14 protein-coding genes and 3 pseudogenes are annotated in these 13,531 nt (G+C 68.6%); 7 read left to right on the forward strand and 10 right to left on the reverse strand.

Going from position 1 to position 13,531, the window contains the following annotated elements:
• Positions 1-45: 45 nt before the first annotated feature.
• The 4 genes and pseudogenes from QQK35_RS15370 to QQK35_RS19945 all read right to left on the reverse strand — a co-directional run bounded on the left by QQK35_RS15370 (position 46) and on the right by QQK35_RS19945 (position 4,068).
• Entirely contained in the window at positions 46-933 is an 888-nt protein-coding gene (locus QQK35_RS15370; protein WP_425565069.1) for a carbohydrate ABC transporter permease, read from the reverse strand.
• Positions 930-1,859 (reverse strand): carbohydrate ABC transporter permease, encoded by a 930-nt coding sequence (locus QQK35_RS15375; protein WP_284254936.1) that lies wholly within the window; start codon positions 1,857-1,859, stop codon positions 930-932. Before QQK35_RS15375 ends, QQK35_RS15370 begins: the two co-directional genes overlap by 4 nt.
• A 4-nt stretch (positions 1,860-1,863) precedes the next feature.
• Positions 1,864-3,195, reverse strand: a complete 1,332-nt coding sequence (locus tag QQK35_RS15380) for an extracellular solute-binding protein (protein ID WP_284254937.1) — start codon at positions 3,193-3,195, stop codon at positions 1,864-1,866.
• Between the two features lie 133 nt (positions 3,196-3,328).
• Positions 3,329-4,068 (reverse strand): annotated as a pseudogene (locus QQK35_RS19945) (substrate-binding domain-containing protein).
• Here QQK35_RS19945 and QQK35_RS19955 point away from each other — a divergent pair.
• Entirely contained in the window at positions 4,067-4,198 is a 132-nt protein-coding gene (locus QQK35_RS19955) for a hypothetical protein (RefSeq protein ID WP_348535029.1), read from the forward strand. The pseudogene QQK35_RS19945 and the gene QQK35_RS19955 overlap by 2 nt on opposite strands.
• 53 nt (positions 4,199-4,251) lie before the next feature.
• Here the strand turns inward: QQK35_RS19955 and QQK35_RS19960 are convergent.
• The 4 genes and pseudogenes from QQK35_RS19960 to QQK35_RS15400 all read right to left on the reverse strand — a co-directional run.
• Positions 4,252-4,359, reverse strand: a pseudogene (locus QQK35_RS19960) (LacI family DNA-binding transcriptional regulator); the annotation flags it as partial.
• A complete protein-coding gene (locus QQK35_RS15390) occupies positions 4,308-5,699 on the reverse strand; it encodes a DUF222 domain-containing protein (RefSeq protein WP_284254938.1) in 1,392 nt (463 codons plus the stop codon). The pseudogene QQK35_RS19960 and the gene QQK35_RS15390, both read right to left, overlap by 52 nt.
• A gap of 115 nt (positions 5,700-5,814) precedes the next feature.
• A complete protein-coding gene (locus QQK35_RS15395; RefSeq protein ID WP_284254939.1) occupies positions 5,815-6,174 on the reverse strand; it encodes a YciI family protein in 360 nt (119 codons plus the stop codon).
• An 89-nt stretch (positions 6,175-6,263) separates the two neighbouring features.
• On the reverse strand, positions 6,264-7,022 hold the full coding sequence (locus QQK35_RS15400) for a class I SAM-dependent methyltransferase (RefSeq protein ID WP_344203140.1): 759 nt from the start codon (positions 7,020-7,022) through the stop codon (positions 6,264-6,266).
• An 87-nt stretch (positions 7,023-7,109) separates the two neighbouring features.
• On the opposite strand from QQK35_RS15400, the pseudogene gatB reads away from it, so the two are divergent.
• Positions 7,110-8,638, forward strand: a pseudogene (gatB, locus tag QQK35_RS15405) (Asp-tRNA(Asn)/Glu-tRNA(Gln) amidotransferase subunit GatB).
• Positions 8,639-8,664: 26 nt separating this feature from the next.
• On the opposite strand, the gene QQK35_RS15410 reads toward gatB, so the two are convergent.
• A complete protein-coding gene (locus tag QQK35_RS15410; protein ID WP_284254941.1) occupies positions 8,665-9,015 on the reverse strand; it encodes a winged helix-turn-helix transcriptional regulator in 351 nt (116 codons plus the stop codon).
• Between the two features lie 66 nt (positions 9,016-9,081).
• On the opposite strand from QQK35_RS15410, the gene QQK35_RS15415 reads away from it, so the two are divergent.
• On the forward strand, positions 9,082-9,735 hold the full coding sequence (locus QQK35_RS15415; protein WP_284254943.1) for an FMN-dependent NADH-azoreductase: 654 nt from the start codon (positions 9,082-9,084) through the stop codon (positions 9,733-9,735).
• A gap of 52 nt (positions 9,736-9,787) precedes the next feature.
• A complete protein-coding gene (locus tag QQK35_RS15420) occupies positions 9,788-10,642 on the forward strand; it encodes an LLM class F420-dependent oxidoreductase (protein ID WP_284254944.1) in 855 nt (284 codons plus the stop codon).
• Here the strand turns inward: QQK35_RS15420 and QQK35_RS15425 are convergent.
• Positions 10,639-11,049 (reverse strand): MarR family winged helix-turn-helix transcriptional regulator, encoded by a 411-nt coding sequence (locus tag QQK35_RS15425; RefSeq protein ID WP_284254945.1) that lies wholly within the window; start codon positions 11,047-11,049, stop codon positions 10,639-10,641. The genes QQK35_RS15420 and QQK35_RS15425 overlap by 4 nt on opposite strands.
• Before the next feature lie 63 nt (positions 11,050-11,112).
• Between QQK35_RS15425 and QQK35_RS15430 the strand changes: the two genes are divergently transcribed.
• The 3 genes from QQK35_RS15430 to QQK35_RS15440 all read left to right on the forward strand — a co-directional run bounded on the left by QQK35_RS15430 (position 11,113) and on the right by QQK35_RS15440 (position 13,501).
• Entirely contained in the window at positions 11,113-11,904 is a 792-nt protein-coding gene (locus tag QQK35_RS15430; protein ID WP_284254946.1) for an alpha/beta fold hydrolase, read from the forward strand.
• 58 nt (positions 11,905-11,962) lie between these two features.
• A complete protein-coding gene (locus QQK35_RS15435; RefSeq protein ID WP_284254947.1) occupies positions 11,963-12,208 on the forward strand; it encodes a hypothetical protein in 246 nt (81 codons plus the stop codon).
• A gap of 93 nt (positions 12,209-12,301) precedes the next feature.
• Entirely contained in the window at positions 12,302-13,501 is a 1,200-nt protein-coding gene (locus QQK35_RS15440) for a hypothetical protein (protein WP_284254948.1), read from the forward strand.
• Positions 13,502-13,531: the final 30 nt, after the last annotated feature.

Here is a 13,531-nt window from a genome sequence, read left to right on the forward strand (position 1 = left end):
CACTCCGCCGTGTGGCGGTTCTCAAGTTCGCCGGGGCGGCGGTTGTCACTTGCCGAATCCGGCTGTCAGTCCGCTGACGAGATAGCGCCGTCCGACGACGTACGCCGCGAGCATGGGCAGCGTCGACAGCACGACGGCCGCCAGCACCCCCGGGACGTTGACGTTGTACTCGCCCTGGAAGGTCCACAGCGCCATCGGCAGTACTCGCTTGTCGGGGCTCTGGGTCAGGATCAGCGGGAACAGGAAACCGTTCCAGACGTGCAGCGCGTCGTAGATCGCCACGGTCACGAGGGCCGGGCGTGCGAGCGGCAGCGCGAGGCTCCACAGCATCCGCAGGTCGCCAGCGCCATCGACACGCATCGACTCGAACAGCTCCGCCGGGATGTCGCGCAGGAAGTTCGCGAGGATCAGCACGGTGATGGGCACCGCGAATCCGATCGACGGGAGGATCAGGCCGATCAGGCTGTCGTAGAGGTGCACCCGGGTGATGAACCAGTACAGCGGGATGATCGTGGCGTGCGTCGGGATCGCCAGCCCGAGCAGGAACAGCGAAAAGCTGCCCCGCACGAAGCGTCCGCGGGTGCGGACGATCGCATAGGCCGCCCCCAGCGAGATCGCCACCGTGACGAGCACTGACCCGAGCGTGATGATCACGCTGTTCATGAGGTAGATGCCGAACTGGTTCTGCACGACGGTCGCGTAATTGTCGAGCGTCGGCGTGAGCGGCGGCAGCAGCGGGTTGGTCGCGAAGAAGCCGGCTTGACTGCGCAGGCTCGTGATCACGACGTAGTAGATCGGCACGACGATCACGGCCAGCCAGACGAACCCGCCGAATCCACCCAGCCAATTGCGGCGAACGCCGGGGCGTCGGCGTCGTCCCGCCGTGGCGCCGGTACGGGATGCCGGGGGACTGCTCGCAGCGGCGGTCATCAGACGCCCTCCTGGTCGCTCTGCATCTTCGCGAACCCCGTGAAGCGGGTGAGCACCAAGGCGAGGGCGAGCCCGATCACGACGAGGATCACGGCGAGCACGCTCGCGGGACCCATCTGGTTGGCGGTGAAGCCGGTCAGGTACATCTGCAGCGGCAGGAGCCGGGTCGCGTACCCGGGACCCCCGCCGGTCAGTACGAACACGACGTCGAAGTACGTAAGCGATCCCGTCACCATGAGGGTGCCCGAGGTGATGATCGTGTTGCGCAGCTGCGGCAGCGTGATGAAGAAGAACTGCTGGATCCGGTTCGCGCCGTCGATCGTGGCCGCCTCGTAGAGCGAGACCGGGATCTGCCGGACGCCGGCCTGGTAGAGGAGGGTGTGGAACGGGACGAACTGCCAGGCGATCACGAAGATCACGACGAACAGCACGAGGTCGGGTCGTCCCAGCCAGTCCTGTTTGAGGAACGGCAGGCCGAACCCGGCGCCGACGCCGAAGTTGGGGTCGAGGATCGCCTTGAAGGCGATGGCGACGGCGGCGGACGAGAGCAGCAGCGGCAGGAAGTAGAGCACCGCGAGCACCTCGCGGTAGCGATGGCGGCCGGCCGTGAAGACGCCGAGGAGCAGGCTGATCGGGGTCTGCACGATGACGGAGATCAGCATGATCTTGCCGGTCAGGGCGAGCGCGTTGCCCGTGATCGGGTCGGCGAGCACCGAGGTCCAGTTGGACAGGCCCGTCCAGCTCATCGGGCCCAGGCCGTCCCAGTGCACGAAGCTCAGCACGACCGCGCCGCCGAGCGGGACGATCGCGAAGGCCACGTACATGAGCAGCGCGGGCAGCGCCAGCCAGGGCGCCGCGCTCCGGGCGCGCCGGCGGCGTGGCCGCTCGGCGCGCCCGGAGCGCGGGGTGGTGAGGGTGTATCCGGTCATGAACTCAGAGGGTCTTGTTCATGGCCGCGGAGAACTGCTTCGGCGTGATCTGCTTCAGGAAGATCTGCTGGAGGTTGGTCAGCAGCGCGTCGGCCTGATCCGGCCGGAGCGCCTGGTCCCACGACAGCTGGAAGCTCGGCGCCAGGTCGGCGAGCTTGTAGATCCTGTTGTAGAACTCGGGGTCGCTGGTCTTCTTCAGCTGCGGCTCGATGCCCCGCACCGGCGGCACGTTGGCGGTGCCGAGGAGGTCGGTGACGTAGGAGTCGTTCAGCAGGTTCTTCGCGATGTACTCCTCGGCCGTCTTCTTCTGGGCCTTCGTGGCGCTCGCCGAGACGGACCAGTAGTTGCTGGGGTTGCCGACGACGTCCTTCGGGTCGCCCTTGCCGCCCGCGACGGTCGGGAAGTCGGCGTAGCCGAGCTTGTGCGACGTCAGGAAGCCGGGATCGCCGGACTGCACCGCTTGGTAAGCGCTGGGAAGCGCCAGCGTCATGGCTGCCTTGCCCGTGTACATGAGCGCGATGTCGGCTCCGCTGTCGGTCGAGATCGAGCCGAAGCCGTTGACGAAGCCGCCCGCGTCGACGAGCTGCTGGATCATCGTGTTGGCCTTGATGACGGCCGGATCGCTCCACGCGTCCTTCTTGCCCGCGACGATGTCCTTCATGACCTGCGGGCCCCCGATCCGATCGACCAGGTACTCCTCCCACATCAGGAGGGGCCACTTGGCCGCACCGGCCACGGTGATCGGCGCGATGCCCTTGGCCTTGAACTTCGGGATCGACGAGATCAGGTCGTCCCAGGTCTTCGGAGGCTTCACTCCCGCGGTCGTGAAAGCGTCCTTGTTGAGGTACAGCTGCACGGGCTTCAGGCCGTTGTTGGGCACGGCGTAGGTCTTGCCATCGACCTGGCCGACCGCCGCGATCGAGGGGATGAAGCGGCCCTTCAGCGCGGGGTCCGCGACCAGGTCGCTGATGTCGACGACCTTGCCCGCGTCGACGTATGAGGCCAGCGTTCCGCCGCCCCAGCCGTAGATGAGTGTCGGGGCCTGATCGGCACCGACCGCGGTGCGGATCTTCTGCTTGTAGGGGTCGTTGGCGAACGCCTGGACCGTGAACTTCTGCGAAGGGTGCGCGTCGTTCCAGCTTGCGAACGACTTGTCGAATGCGACCTCGGTCGCCCCGCTCAGCACCCAGACGCTCGAGGCACCGCCCGCGGTGCCTTTTCCTGCTGCACCGCTCGGTGCCGGTCCCGCTGTCCCGCACGCGCTCAGCACGGCGGTGGCGGCGATCGCTGCGGCGGCGATCAACGATCGCCGCGTCCTGGTGGTCATCTTGGGCATGGACGTCCTCGTCTCAGGAAGGCGGACGACCGGTGCCGTCCGGTCGGCGGCAGCTCCACCGACACAGGCACGCTACTGACGCGAAATCGCTAAGGCAACATTCTGTCCATAATTAGAAAGTTTCTAACGGCGATCATGGCGTCGTGGAGGGCGCCGTCGTGCTGTCGCGCACGACGAGGGTGGTGCTGAGGTCGACCCGCGAGGCCTCAGCCGGCTCGCCCTCACTGAGCCGGATCACCAGCCGCGTCGCCTCCTCGCCCATCTGCGCGAGAGGCTGCAGCACGGTGGTCAGGGGCGGATTCGCCCAGGCGGCCACCCGGATGTCGTCGTACCCGACCACCGAGAGCTCGGCAGGGATCGCGACGCCGCGTCGCCGCGCCGCCTCGTACACGCCCATGGCCTGGACGTCGGTGCCGGCGAACACGGCGGTCGGTCGGTCCCGCCGTTCGAGCAGTTCGAGTCCGCGAGCGAGGCCGTCGCCGTATTGGTAGTTGCCCCGCAGCACCAGCGACTCGTCGAGTGGGATCCCCGCCGACTCCAGCGCGGCGCGATACCCGGACAGCCGGGCCGTCGACGAGAGAACCCCTCCGGGCCCGTGATCGCGGCGATCCGCACGTGGCCGAGGTCGATGAGGTGTCGAGTCGCGGAGTAGCCGCCGCTCCAGTTAGCCGAGCCGACGGACGGGACGTCCGGTGCGGGATCGCCGCTCGGATCGATGACGACGAACGGGATCCCGCGGGTGCGCAGCCGCCGCTTGTCGTCGGGGGCGAGGTCGGAGAAGACGAGGACGACGCCCTCCGGACGACGCCGGAGAGCGCCGTCGATCCAATCTCGACCGGGCGAGCGGCGATCGCCGCTCTGGGTCAGCACCATGCTGCGTCCACTCGACCGGGCCGCGCGCTCGACGCCGGTGATGATCTCGAGGCCGGTGATGCTGGCGATCGCCGGCATGACGAGCTCGATCAGGCGCACGGACGACGCGGCGCTCACGCGGCGGCTGTAGCCATGCGCGCGCAGTGCGCCCTCGACCCGCTCACGCGTCTCCGGCGCGACGCCGCTGCGGCCGTTCAACACTTTGGAGACGGTGGGGACCGAGACGGCGGCCTCGGCCGCTACGCGAGCGAGCGTCGAGCGCGGCACCGGCAACGCAGGGTCGGTGGGCATGCGATCACTGTAGCGATCTCGAAACAGCCGAGAAACGTTTCTGGTCGACCGATCCAGGACGCGGCGTGTCGATCCTGGGGCTGCCCGGCAGAAAGAGGCGGCCGGGGCGCCACCGACTCCGCGCTCGGGTCATGCGGCGCGTCGGGTGCGGACGGGTGCCTTCGTGTGCAGGGGGATGGGTGTCCGGGTGGGGTCGATGGATCGTGGCGGCACGAGGGAGTAGGTGTTGCCGGTGCGGGTGATGTGCCAGCCGTTGTTGTGGATGAGCAGGTGGTGGTGTCGGCACAGGAGGACCCCGTCGGCGACGTCGGTGGTGCCGCCGCGGTGCCAGGGGTGATGTGGTGGGCTTCGCACCAGGTGGGTGGTCGGTCGCATCGGGGGAAGAGGCATCCGCCATCGCGGGCGGCGAGGGCGATGCGTTGCCTTGTGGTGAACAGGCGTTGGCTGCGCCCCACGTCCAGAGGCTGATCCTCGTCGAAGAGGATGGGGAGGTATCCGGTGGCGCACACGTGCCGTTCCACCGTCGCGATGGAGATGGCGCTGGTTTGTCCTTCGAGGGCTCCGGACCCACTGCGGCGGTCCAGGTCGGCGGCGGTGACATGCACCCGCACCGCGGGCCGGCTGGCTCCGAGGATCTCGTCGCTGCCGGCGGTCGAGCCGATGCGGATCAACTCGGCCAGCCCGTCCAGGGCGAGTTGCTCGATGGTGCGGTCGTCCTGGGTGAGGTCGGGAGCGGCATCCGGGTCGACGAACCGGACCCCACCACGCCGGGGTGAGGTGACCCCGTCATAGGCGGCGGTCACGATCGCCGCGGATTCCGGATCCAACAGGCCGGAGAGCCGGGTCATTCCGTCGGGTTGCGGGACCAGGTGCAGGTAGCGGCGCGAGCGCAGCAGCGCCTCCCGGTCTGCGACCCCATCGGCATCGGCTTCGTCGCGCAACTGCCGCGCCCGCACCGCCAATCGCCGTGGCGGCAAGGCCGCCGCCTCCGCGATCAACTGTCCCTCCAGTTCCGGGGACTCGATCGCGCGGATCGCATCCGCCGCATCCAGGGACAGGTCTCCGGCGGCGACGGCGTCGGCGATCGGCCCGGTCAACTCGCCGACGCGCACCATGACGTTGGCATCGTGCGGTGACAGCTGCCCGACCTGTTCGACGAGTTTGGCCGGGGTGCGCAGGCCGAGCCGCTGCGCCAACCCCGCACCGCCGAGCTCGGGACGCGAGCGGTAGGCGATCTCCGCCGCCACCGCCGCCAACTCCCCATCCACCCGCCGCCGATCCGCCGCGAGCACACGCTGCCGATCCAGCAGCTGCGCATCACCGAGGCGGGAGAGGTCCATCCCTCTATTGTCGAGGTCCGAAAGTCTGTTCGGTAGTAGACCGAGCGTGGCTTGGATAACTTCCCCCACCCCCACCCTGTGAAGGAGAAGCGAGGGAATGCGCGGAACCGCGCGATCAGCCCCAGGCGGGCAGGGCATCCCCGGCAAAGCTCCGACCGGCGTGCGCCTCCGATACGAGCACACCGGCCTGAACCGCCGGATCGTCGGCCATGAGCGCCTCGGTCTCGGCGAGGTTCGCGGCGAAGACGCCGATGCCCGCCAGCTCCGACTCGTCGGGGATCGGGCAGACCACCGCGAGCTTGCCCGCGGCCCGCAGGGCGAAGTTGCGCCGCCCGTGCTCCCAGATGATGGCGCGCGCGCCCTCGTCTCGGTAATGCGGGCCGCGGTGGAAGACGACGACGGTGTACGGCTGGGCCGCCGCCATCATCCGGTGCATGTCGTCGTCGGTGATCTGCGGGAGCTCGCTCGCGCTCATGCGGTCAGCATCGCAGCGGTCCGCGCGCGCCGCGAGGGTCGCATCGGGTTGCTCCGCACATCCGACGCGCGACGGCCGAGCCGGCCTCCTCACCGCTCCGCGATCGCGACCCAGGCGGTCGCCTCGACGACGCCGGGTCCGTCGCCGAGCGCCGCAGTGCACTGGCGCTGCAGCTCGCCCCTTCGCGCGTCGTCGAGACCGGCGACGTAGGCGCCGGCCGGCCCGACCCCGAGCGTGTACGGCTGCCACCAGTCGTCGACGTCGCGATACGGCAGGAGCACCGTGAGTTCGCCGGCGCGGACGTTCGGCAGCCCGGCGGCGCGGAAGATCCGCTCGAGATCGCCCTCGCGTGCGCCGGCCTCGTCCGACTCGTCGTGCACGCTCGGATCGAGCTCCCGCGCGACGCGCCAGAAGAGCGAGAGCGGGGCGCGTTCGCCGGCGAAGTCCCAGGTGGATGCCGCCACGGTGCCGCCCGGACGCGTGACCCGCGCCATCTCCGCGACGCCCGTGACGGGGTCGGTCATGAAGTGGATGACGAGCTGCGCGAGCGTCAGATCGAACGACGCGTCGGGGTAGGGGAGCGACTCGGCGGTGCCCCGTCGGGTTTCCACGCCGGGCAGGCTGGCCCGGAGCGCCGTGACGAACGCGGCGGACGGGTCGATGGCGACCACGGCATCCGGACCCAGGGCTTCGACCAGCTGCGCCGTCAGTGCCCCGGTGCCGGCGCCCACATCGAGGGCCCGTTCCGGCGGATGCGGCCGCAGCTCTGCCAGCAGTTCTCGCGCCAGCTCGTCGGCGTACCGCCCCATGAACCGCTGGTAGGCATCGGCGCCGACCTCGAAGGTCATGGTTTGATCCTGCCGCTCCGTGATCCGGATGTCAGCCCCGTCCTGGCCCCGCGGACGAGGTGCTCCGCGATCCGTAGGATCGAACCCATGGCCAAAGCCGATCTCATGGACTTCGACAAGGCCCTCGAACTGTTCGAGCCGGTGCTCGGGTTCGAGGTGCATGTCGAGCTGTCGACGAAGACCAAGATGTTCTCCGACGCGCCGAATCCGGCCAACAGCGAGAACGTGACGGCCGGCCCGAACACGCAGATTACGCCCGTCGATCTGGGCCTGCCCGGCAGCCTGCCCGTCGTCAACCGGACCGCGGTCGAGTACTCGATCTCGCTCGGCCTCGCCCTCGGCTGCTCGATCGCGGCGAGCTCCCGGTTCGCGCGGAAGAACTACTTCTACCCGGACCTCGCCAAGGACTACCAGATCAGCCAGTACGACGAGCCGATCGCGTTCGAGGGCTCGGTCGAGGTGGAGCTGGAGGACGGCACCGTCTTCACCGTGCCGATCGAGCGTGCCCACATGGAGGAGGACGCCGGCAAGCTCACGCACGTCGGCGGCGCGACCGGTCGCATCCAGGGCGCCGAGTACTCGCTCGTCGACTACAACCGTGCGGGCGTGCCGCTCGTCGAGATCGTGACGAAGCCGATCTTCGGCGCGGAGCACAACGCGCCCGCGGTCGGCAAGGCGTACGTCTCGACGATCCGCGACATCGTGCGCAGCCTCGGCATCAGCGAGGCGCGGATGGAGCGCGGCAACCTCCGCTGCGACGCGAACGTCTCGCTCCGCCCGCGCGCACGGGCGGGAGAGCCGCCGGCGCCGCTCGGCACCCGCACGGAGACCAAAAACGTCAACTCGATGCGCTCGGTCGAGCGCGCGGTGCGTTACGAGATTCAGCGACAGGCCGCGATCCTCGCCGCCGGCGGGTCGATCACGCAGGAGACCCGCCACTGGCACGAGGACACCGGCACGACGTCGCCGGGGCGTCCCAAGTCGGACGCGGACGATTACCGGTACTTTCCCGAGCCGGACCTCCTTCCGATCGAACCCGACCCGAAGCTCATCGAGTCGCTGCGGGCGGCGCTTCCGGAGGCGCCGGCCGTCCGACGTCGACGATTGCGCGAATCGTGGGGCTTCACGGAGCTGGAGTTCCAAGACGTGCAGAACTCCGGGCTCCTGGTCGAGGTGGAGGAGACCGTCGCGGCCGGTGCCGCCCCCGCCCAAGCCCGCAAGTGGTGGACCGGCGAGATCGCCCGCCTGGCGAACGCGCAGAATGCCGAGCCGGCCGCGCTGATCACCCCGCTGGCGGTGTCGGAGATCGTGGCGCTGGTGGAGTCGGGAGAGCTGACCGACCGGATGGCGCGTCAGGTCGTCGAAGGGGTCGCCGCGGGGAGGGCACGCCCGCCGAGATCGTCGCGGCGCGCGGCCTCAAGGTCGTCTCGGATGACGGCGCGCTGATCGCCGCGATCGACGAGGCGCTCGCGGCCCAGCCCGACGTGCTCGAGAAGATCCGCGACGGCAAGGTGCAGGCCGCCGGCGCGGTCATCGGCGCCGTGATGAAGGCGATGAAGGGTCAGGCCGACGCGGCCCGCGTGCGGGAGCTGGTGCTGGAGCGCGCGCAGGCCTGAGGCGGGACGCACCTCCCACGTTTCGCTCAGCGCGCGGGCTGCTCCGCGGGCTTCCCGAGGTTCCGCTGCGCCCACAGCCCCAGCTGGGAGATCGTCGGCACCAACTCCGCGCCCGCGGTCGTCAGCTCGTAGCGCACGGTGATCGGTGGCCCTTCGACGACGGCCCGGGTGACGAGTCCCGTGTCGGTCAGCTCGAGCAGGCGTTCCGACAGCACGGTGTCGCTGATGCCGCTGACCGCCTTGCGCAGGCCGACGAACGAATTCACACCGGAGCCCAGGACGCTCAGGATCATGCCGTTCCAGCGCTTGCCGAGCACCGAGAAGGCGAGGGTGATCGCGGCGTCGCAGATCCCCACCTCGTCGTCGTGCTGCGCCATCCCCTCATGATAGTCGTGCTACGTTCTCCCTAGTCACTTTGTTTTTCTTAGTTAGGGAGTTCTACCGTGTCGCTCTACCGTCTCGATGCCAGCATCAACCCCGCGACCTCGCACAGTCGCGCCCTGGCGGATCTCGTCGAGGCGGAGTGGACCGGCGAGCACCCGGATTCCGCGATCACCCGCCGCGACATCGGCACCGATCCGCTGCCGGCCACGACCTGGCGCACGCTCGTGCTGAGCGGCATGACTCCGGATGCCGACCTCACCGAGGAGCAGAAGGGCGCCCGCAAGCTCGCCACCACCCTCGTCGACGAGCTGGTCGACGCCGACGCCATCCTGCTCGCGATCCCGCTGTACAACTGGGGCGTCGCCGCCCACGTGAAGAGCTGGTACGACATCACCTACACGGATGACCGCATCAAGTCCGGCGCCCTCACCGGCAAGCCGGTGGTGCTCGCGAGCGTTCTCGGCGGCGACTACCGTCCCGAGTCGGGCAAGACCGACTGGGACCACTCGACGCCGTGGCTGCGTCACGTGATCGAGAACATCTGGAAGGCCGACCTGCTCGTCGTGCAGCGCCAGCTGACCCTGGTGGGCGTCAATCCGGCGATGGATGGCCTGGCCGACGACGCGGTCGAGGTGCACGCCGCCGCGCAGCAGCTCGCCGTCGAGCACGGGCGCACGCTCGCGTCGAAGCGGAACGCGCGCTCGGCGGCGTAACAAGCGCGCCGCCGGCCAGCGCGGGCGATCCGCACCGGGGAATATGGCATCCATGGAACTCGGACTGCACATCGCCGACTTCACCTGGACCGGCGGCCCCGCCGCGCTGGGTGCCGACCTCGCCGCGCACGCGCGTGCGGCGGAGGATGCGGGAATCACCCGCATCACGGTCATGGACCACTTCTGGCAACTGCCCGGCATCGGACCGGTCGAGCACGAGATGCTCGAGGCCTACACGCTGCTCGGCTACCTCGCCGCGCACACGAAGACGGTGAAGCTGCACACGCTCGTCACGGGCGTGATCTACCGCGAGCCGGCGCTGCTGGCGAAGGCGGTCAGCACCCTCGACGTGATCTCCGGAGGCCGTGCCGGCCTCGGCATCGGTGCGGCGTGGAACGACGAGGAGTCGGCGGGGCTCGGCTTCCGCTTCCCGCCGACGAAGGAGCGCATGGACCGCCTGGAGGAGGCGATCCGGATCTGCCTGCAGATGTGGTCGGGGTCGGAGGAGCCGTTCGACGGCGAGTACTACCACCTCGGCCGCACCCTCAACTCGCCACAGCCGCTGAGCGGAAAGCCCTACCTGATGATCGGCGGGGGCGGCGAGAAGCGCACGCTCAAGCTCGTCGCGCAGTACGCCGACGCCTGCAACATCGGGGCCGGTCCGGATGCCGCCCACAAGCTCGACGTGCTGCGCGCGCACTGCGACGACCTGGGTCGCGACTACGACACGATCGAGAAGACGGCGATGATGGGCATCGACCCGTCGTCGACTCCGGATGACGTGGTGCGCACCGGCGAGGAGCTGGCGGAGCTCGGGTACACGACGTTGTACGTATATGCGACCGGCATCAGGGCGCCGCGGTCGATCATCGACGTGATGGGGGAGGCCGCCGGCCGGCTGCGCTAGTCGACGAGCAACCGCTGCAGCATCCCGCCGAGCACTTCGCGCTCGTTCTCGCCGAGCGGCGCGAAGTGCTGCCGCAGCATGCCGTCGAGGATCTTCTGCCCCGCGGCGCGCACCCGCTCGCCCTCGGGCGTCAGCTCGGGACGGATCGCGCGCCCGGCTCCCGTCACTCGCCGGATCAGCCCACGCGCCTCGAGCCGTGCGGCGAGCGTGCCGAAGGCCTGGTCGGTCTGGAAGGTCAGCACGGCGAGGTCGTGCAGCGAGGCGCCCGGGTTGGCGTGCAGGTGCCGCAGGGCGTCCCACTGGACGAGCGTCACGTCGATCGGCTTGAGCGCCTCGGTCGCCGTGCGGTGCTGCCGTGCCTGGACGCGCTTGATCGTGAGTCCGAGCTCGGAGAGGGACATCGCCATGGCTCGATCCTAGGCGAACGAGACAGCTTGTTTATATAAATATGTTGATATAGCGTGACTGGCATGACGACTCCGCTCTCCCTCACCATCCCGACGTCGTTCGGAGACGTCCCGCTGACCGCCGACGAGCGCGGGGAGGGGCGCGCGATCGTGATCCTGCACGGCGGGGCCGGCCCGGCATCCGTCACCGGCTTCGCCGATCTGCTGGCCGAGCAGACCGGATCGCGCGTCATCGCGCCGAGCTACCCGGGCTTCGGCGGCACACCGCGCCCCGAGGCGCTCACCACGATTGCCGGCCTGGCAGAGCTGATCGAGGGCATGCTCGACGCGCTCGACCTCGACGACGTCACCGTCATCGGCAACTCGATGGGCGGCTGGATCACAGCCGAGCTGGCACTGCGCCATCCGTCGCGCCTCGGTCGCATCGTGCTCGTGGATGCCGTGGGCATCGAGGTCACGGACCACCCGGTCGCCGACTTCTTCGCCCTCACCCCCGCGCAGATCGCCGAGCGCAGCTGGTACGACCCGTCGAAGGCGCCGTCGCTCGACCCGTCGGCGCTGCCGCCGGCGGCGCGGGAGGTGTTCGCGGGCAATCGGGCGTCACTGGCGCTGTACGGCGGGTCGATGGCGGATGCGTCGCTGCTCGGGCGGCTGGGCGGGGACGAGGTGCCGGCACTGGTGCTGTGGGGTGAGGCGGATCGGATCGTGGATGTCGCGTATGGGCGGGCGTATGCGGCGGGGATTCCGAGGGCGCGGTTCGAGGTGCTCGCGGGCGTCGGGCATGTGCCGCAGATGGAGGGGCCGGAGGTGCTCTTGACAACGGTGGCTCGATCCGCAGACACGGACGCGGGTTGAGGCCAAAGCCTGATTCGAGCACCGGAGACTGATCGCTCCGCGAACGCGAAGGGACACGGTGCCGGCCATTCCGATCAGAACTGCGGCGCTCGCGAAGTCTGCTGACTCGCCCGATCGGATGGTGCGTCAGGCAGCGAAGGGCCTCATGGTGGAGGAGAGGACACTTCCAGAGATGGTCGCGGCCGGGAGGCTGAAGGTCCTCTCGGACGACTGGCGCCAATTGTGGCGATTGACCGGTTGGAGCCGCAAGCGCGTGCTGGAGAACGTCCGCCACGGCAAGGCGCGGGCCGCCAGTTCGCGGTGATCGAGGCGACAAAGAGCTCGCGGTGCCGCGCACAATTCCGAGACTCGTCGCGTGGCGCCGCGAAGATGAGCGATCCACGGACACAATGCAAGTGTGTCCGACTTGGTGGAACGAGAAGATTTATACGTCCCTGATCGATTCGAGCAGCTTAGGGACGCCGGAGAGGGCACTCTTCAATCGGTCGTGGTACCGGTGGAGGAAACGTTGGCGCAGTTCTCCGAAAGGTTCGCCGATCTTCGGGCGGCCCGCCGTGGAGGATTCTGGATCATCCGTGGTGAAGCTGGATCGGGGAAGTCGACTTTTCTCGACACGGTCGGAATCTTCAGGGCGGGCGTCTCTACGGTTCGGATCCCGCTGGATGCGGACATACCTTCAGAACTCCAAGCGCTGCCGCCGACGTCCAACGCTCGGGTCATTGTGATCGAGGGCCGCGAGGCTTTGACTGACGTGAGCGAGTCGGCTCTGGAGGCGTCTCTGCACGGCATCAATGGCTTTGTGCGCGCGGCCAACGGTCAAAACACACTCGTCGTGTGGCCGACAAATACGGATGAGCTAACTGAAGCGCTGGTCGGTCTCGGGACCCGGCTTGGCGGAGCAGCTCTCATGTCGGGGATGCCTGTGGTCCGCTTCAGTGGACCTCCGAAATCGGACTATGTGCGGATCGCCGCAAACACCATTGCGGCGCTTAATGAAGGCGCGTCGCTCACTGCGCTGGGCCTTACCGAAGACGCGGCTACCGATCTAGCTGCTCAAGCGCCGACGGTGGGCGACTACATGGGTTCGATCCGTGCCGCTCTCTTACAGAATGGTGCTGCGGTTCGGCGCCTGATGGCGACCGAGCAGCCGCGAGTTTGGACCGTGGTTGTCGCAGGGAATGATCCGGAAGGAGATGTTGCTGCGCTCACTCGAGGTGCTCTCTCCGCAGCGGACATCGACAGACTACTAACGGCGACCAACGCCAACGTGGTCAACGACATTCGAGCCCAGCCGGACACGATCGGCATCCTCGGAACGGTGTTGGACGCAAAGATCTTTCACCTCGAGATTCTCGCCGCGCTCGAGATAGCGCGTTCGTTTGCGAGTGCTGATCTGAAGACGCGAATGACGGGGCTCGGGATGTCGACGCGTGGCAACAAGCGAGACGCAGTCGATCGGCTGCGTTCCAGTGCGATCGGCGTGATCCTGGGAGGTGGTCAGTTGGGGCCACGCCGCAGAGGGGCCGAGCAGGGACGAACACTCAGTCGGCCTACGCAAGCCTCGCATCTATCGCGCAGACGAATGACGGTCTACTGAACCGCGCGGTCGGCGAAGCCTTTGTCGCCG

Source organism: Pseudolysinimonas kribbensis, assembly GCF_030161895.1.
In the GTDB taxonomy this organism is placed as follows: Bacteria; Actinomycetota; Actinomycetes; order Actinomycetales; family Microbacteriaceae; genus Pseudolysinimonas; species Pseudolysinimonas kribbensis.

Bases quoted from the DNA above. Each gene is read 5' to 3' on its own strand.
- QQK35_RS19955 (WP_348535029.1), top strand. From the start codon at position 4,067: ATGCTGCGTCCACTCGACCGGGCCGCGCGCTCGACGCCGGTGATGATC.
- QQK35_RS15375 (WP_284254936.1), bottom strand. From the start codon at position 1,859: ATGACCGGATACACCCTCACCACCCCGCGCTCCGGGCGCGCCGAGCGG.
- QQK35_RS15420 (WP_284254944.1), top strand. From the start codon at position 9,788: ATGGAACTCGGACTGCACATCGCCGACTTCACCTGGACCGGCGGCCCC.
- QQK35_RS15400 (WP_344203140.1), bottom strand. From the start codon at position 7,022: ATGACCTTCGAGGTCGGCGCCGATGCCTACCAGCGGTTCATGGGGCGG.
- QQK35_RS15380 (WP_284254937.1), bottom strand. From the start codon at position 3,195: ATGCCCAAGATGACCACCAGGACGCGGCGATCGTTGATCGCCGCCGCA.
- QQK35_RS15395 (WP_284254939.1), bottom strand. From the start codon at position 6,174: ATGAGCGCGAGCGAGCTCCCGCAGATCACCGACGACGACATGCACCGG.
- QQK35_RS15390 (WP_284254938.1), bottom strand. From the start codon at position 5,699: ATGGACCTCTCCCGCCTCGGTGATGCGCAGCTGCTGGATCGGCAGCGT.
- QQK35_RS15410 (WP_284254941.1), bottom strand. From the start codon at position 9,015: ATGGCGCAGCACGACGACGAGGTGGGGATCTGCGACGCCGCGATCACC.
- QQK35_RS15430 (WP_284254946.1), top strand. From the start codon at position 11,113: ATGACGACTCCGCTCTCCCTCACCATCCCGACGTCGTTCGGAGACGTC.
- QQK35_RS15425 (WP_284254945.1), bottom strand. From the start codon at position 11,049: ATGGCGATGTCCCTCTCCGAGCTCGGACTCACGATCAAGCGCGTCCAG.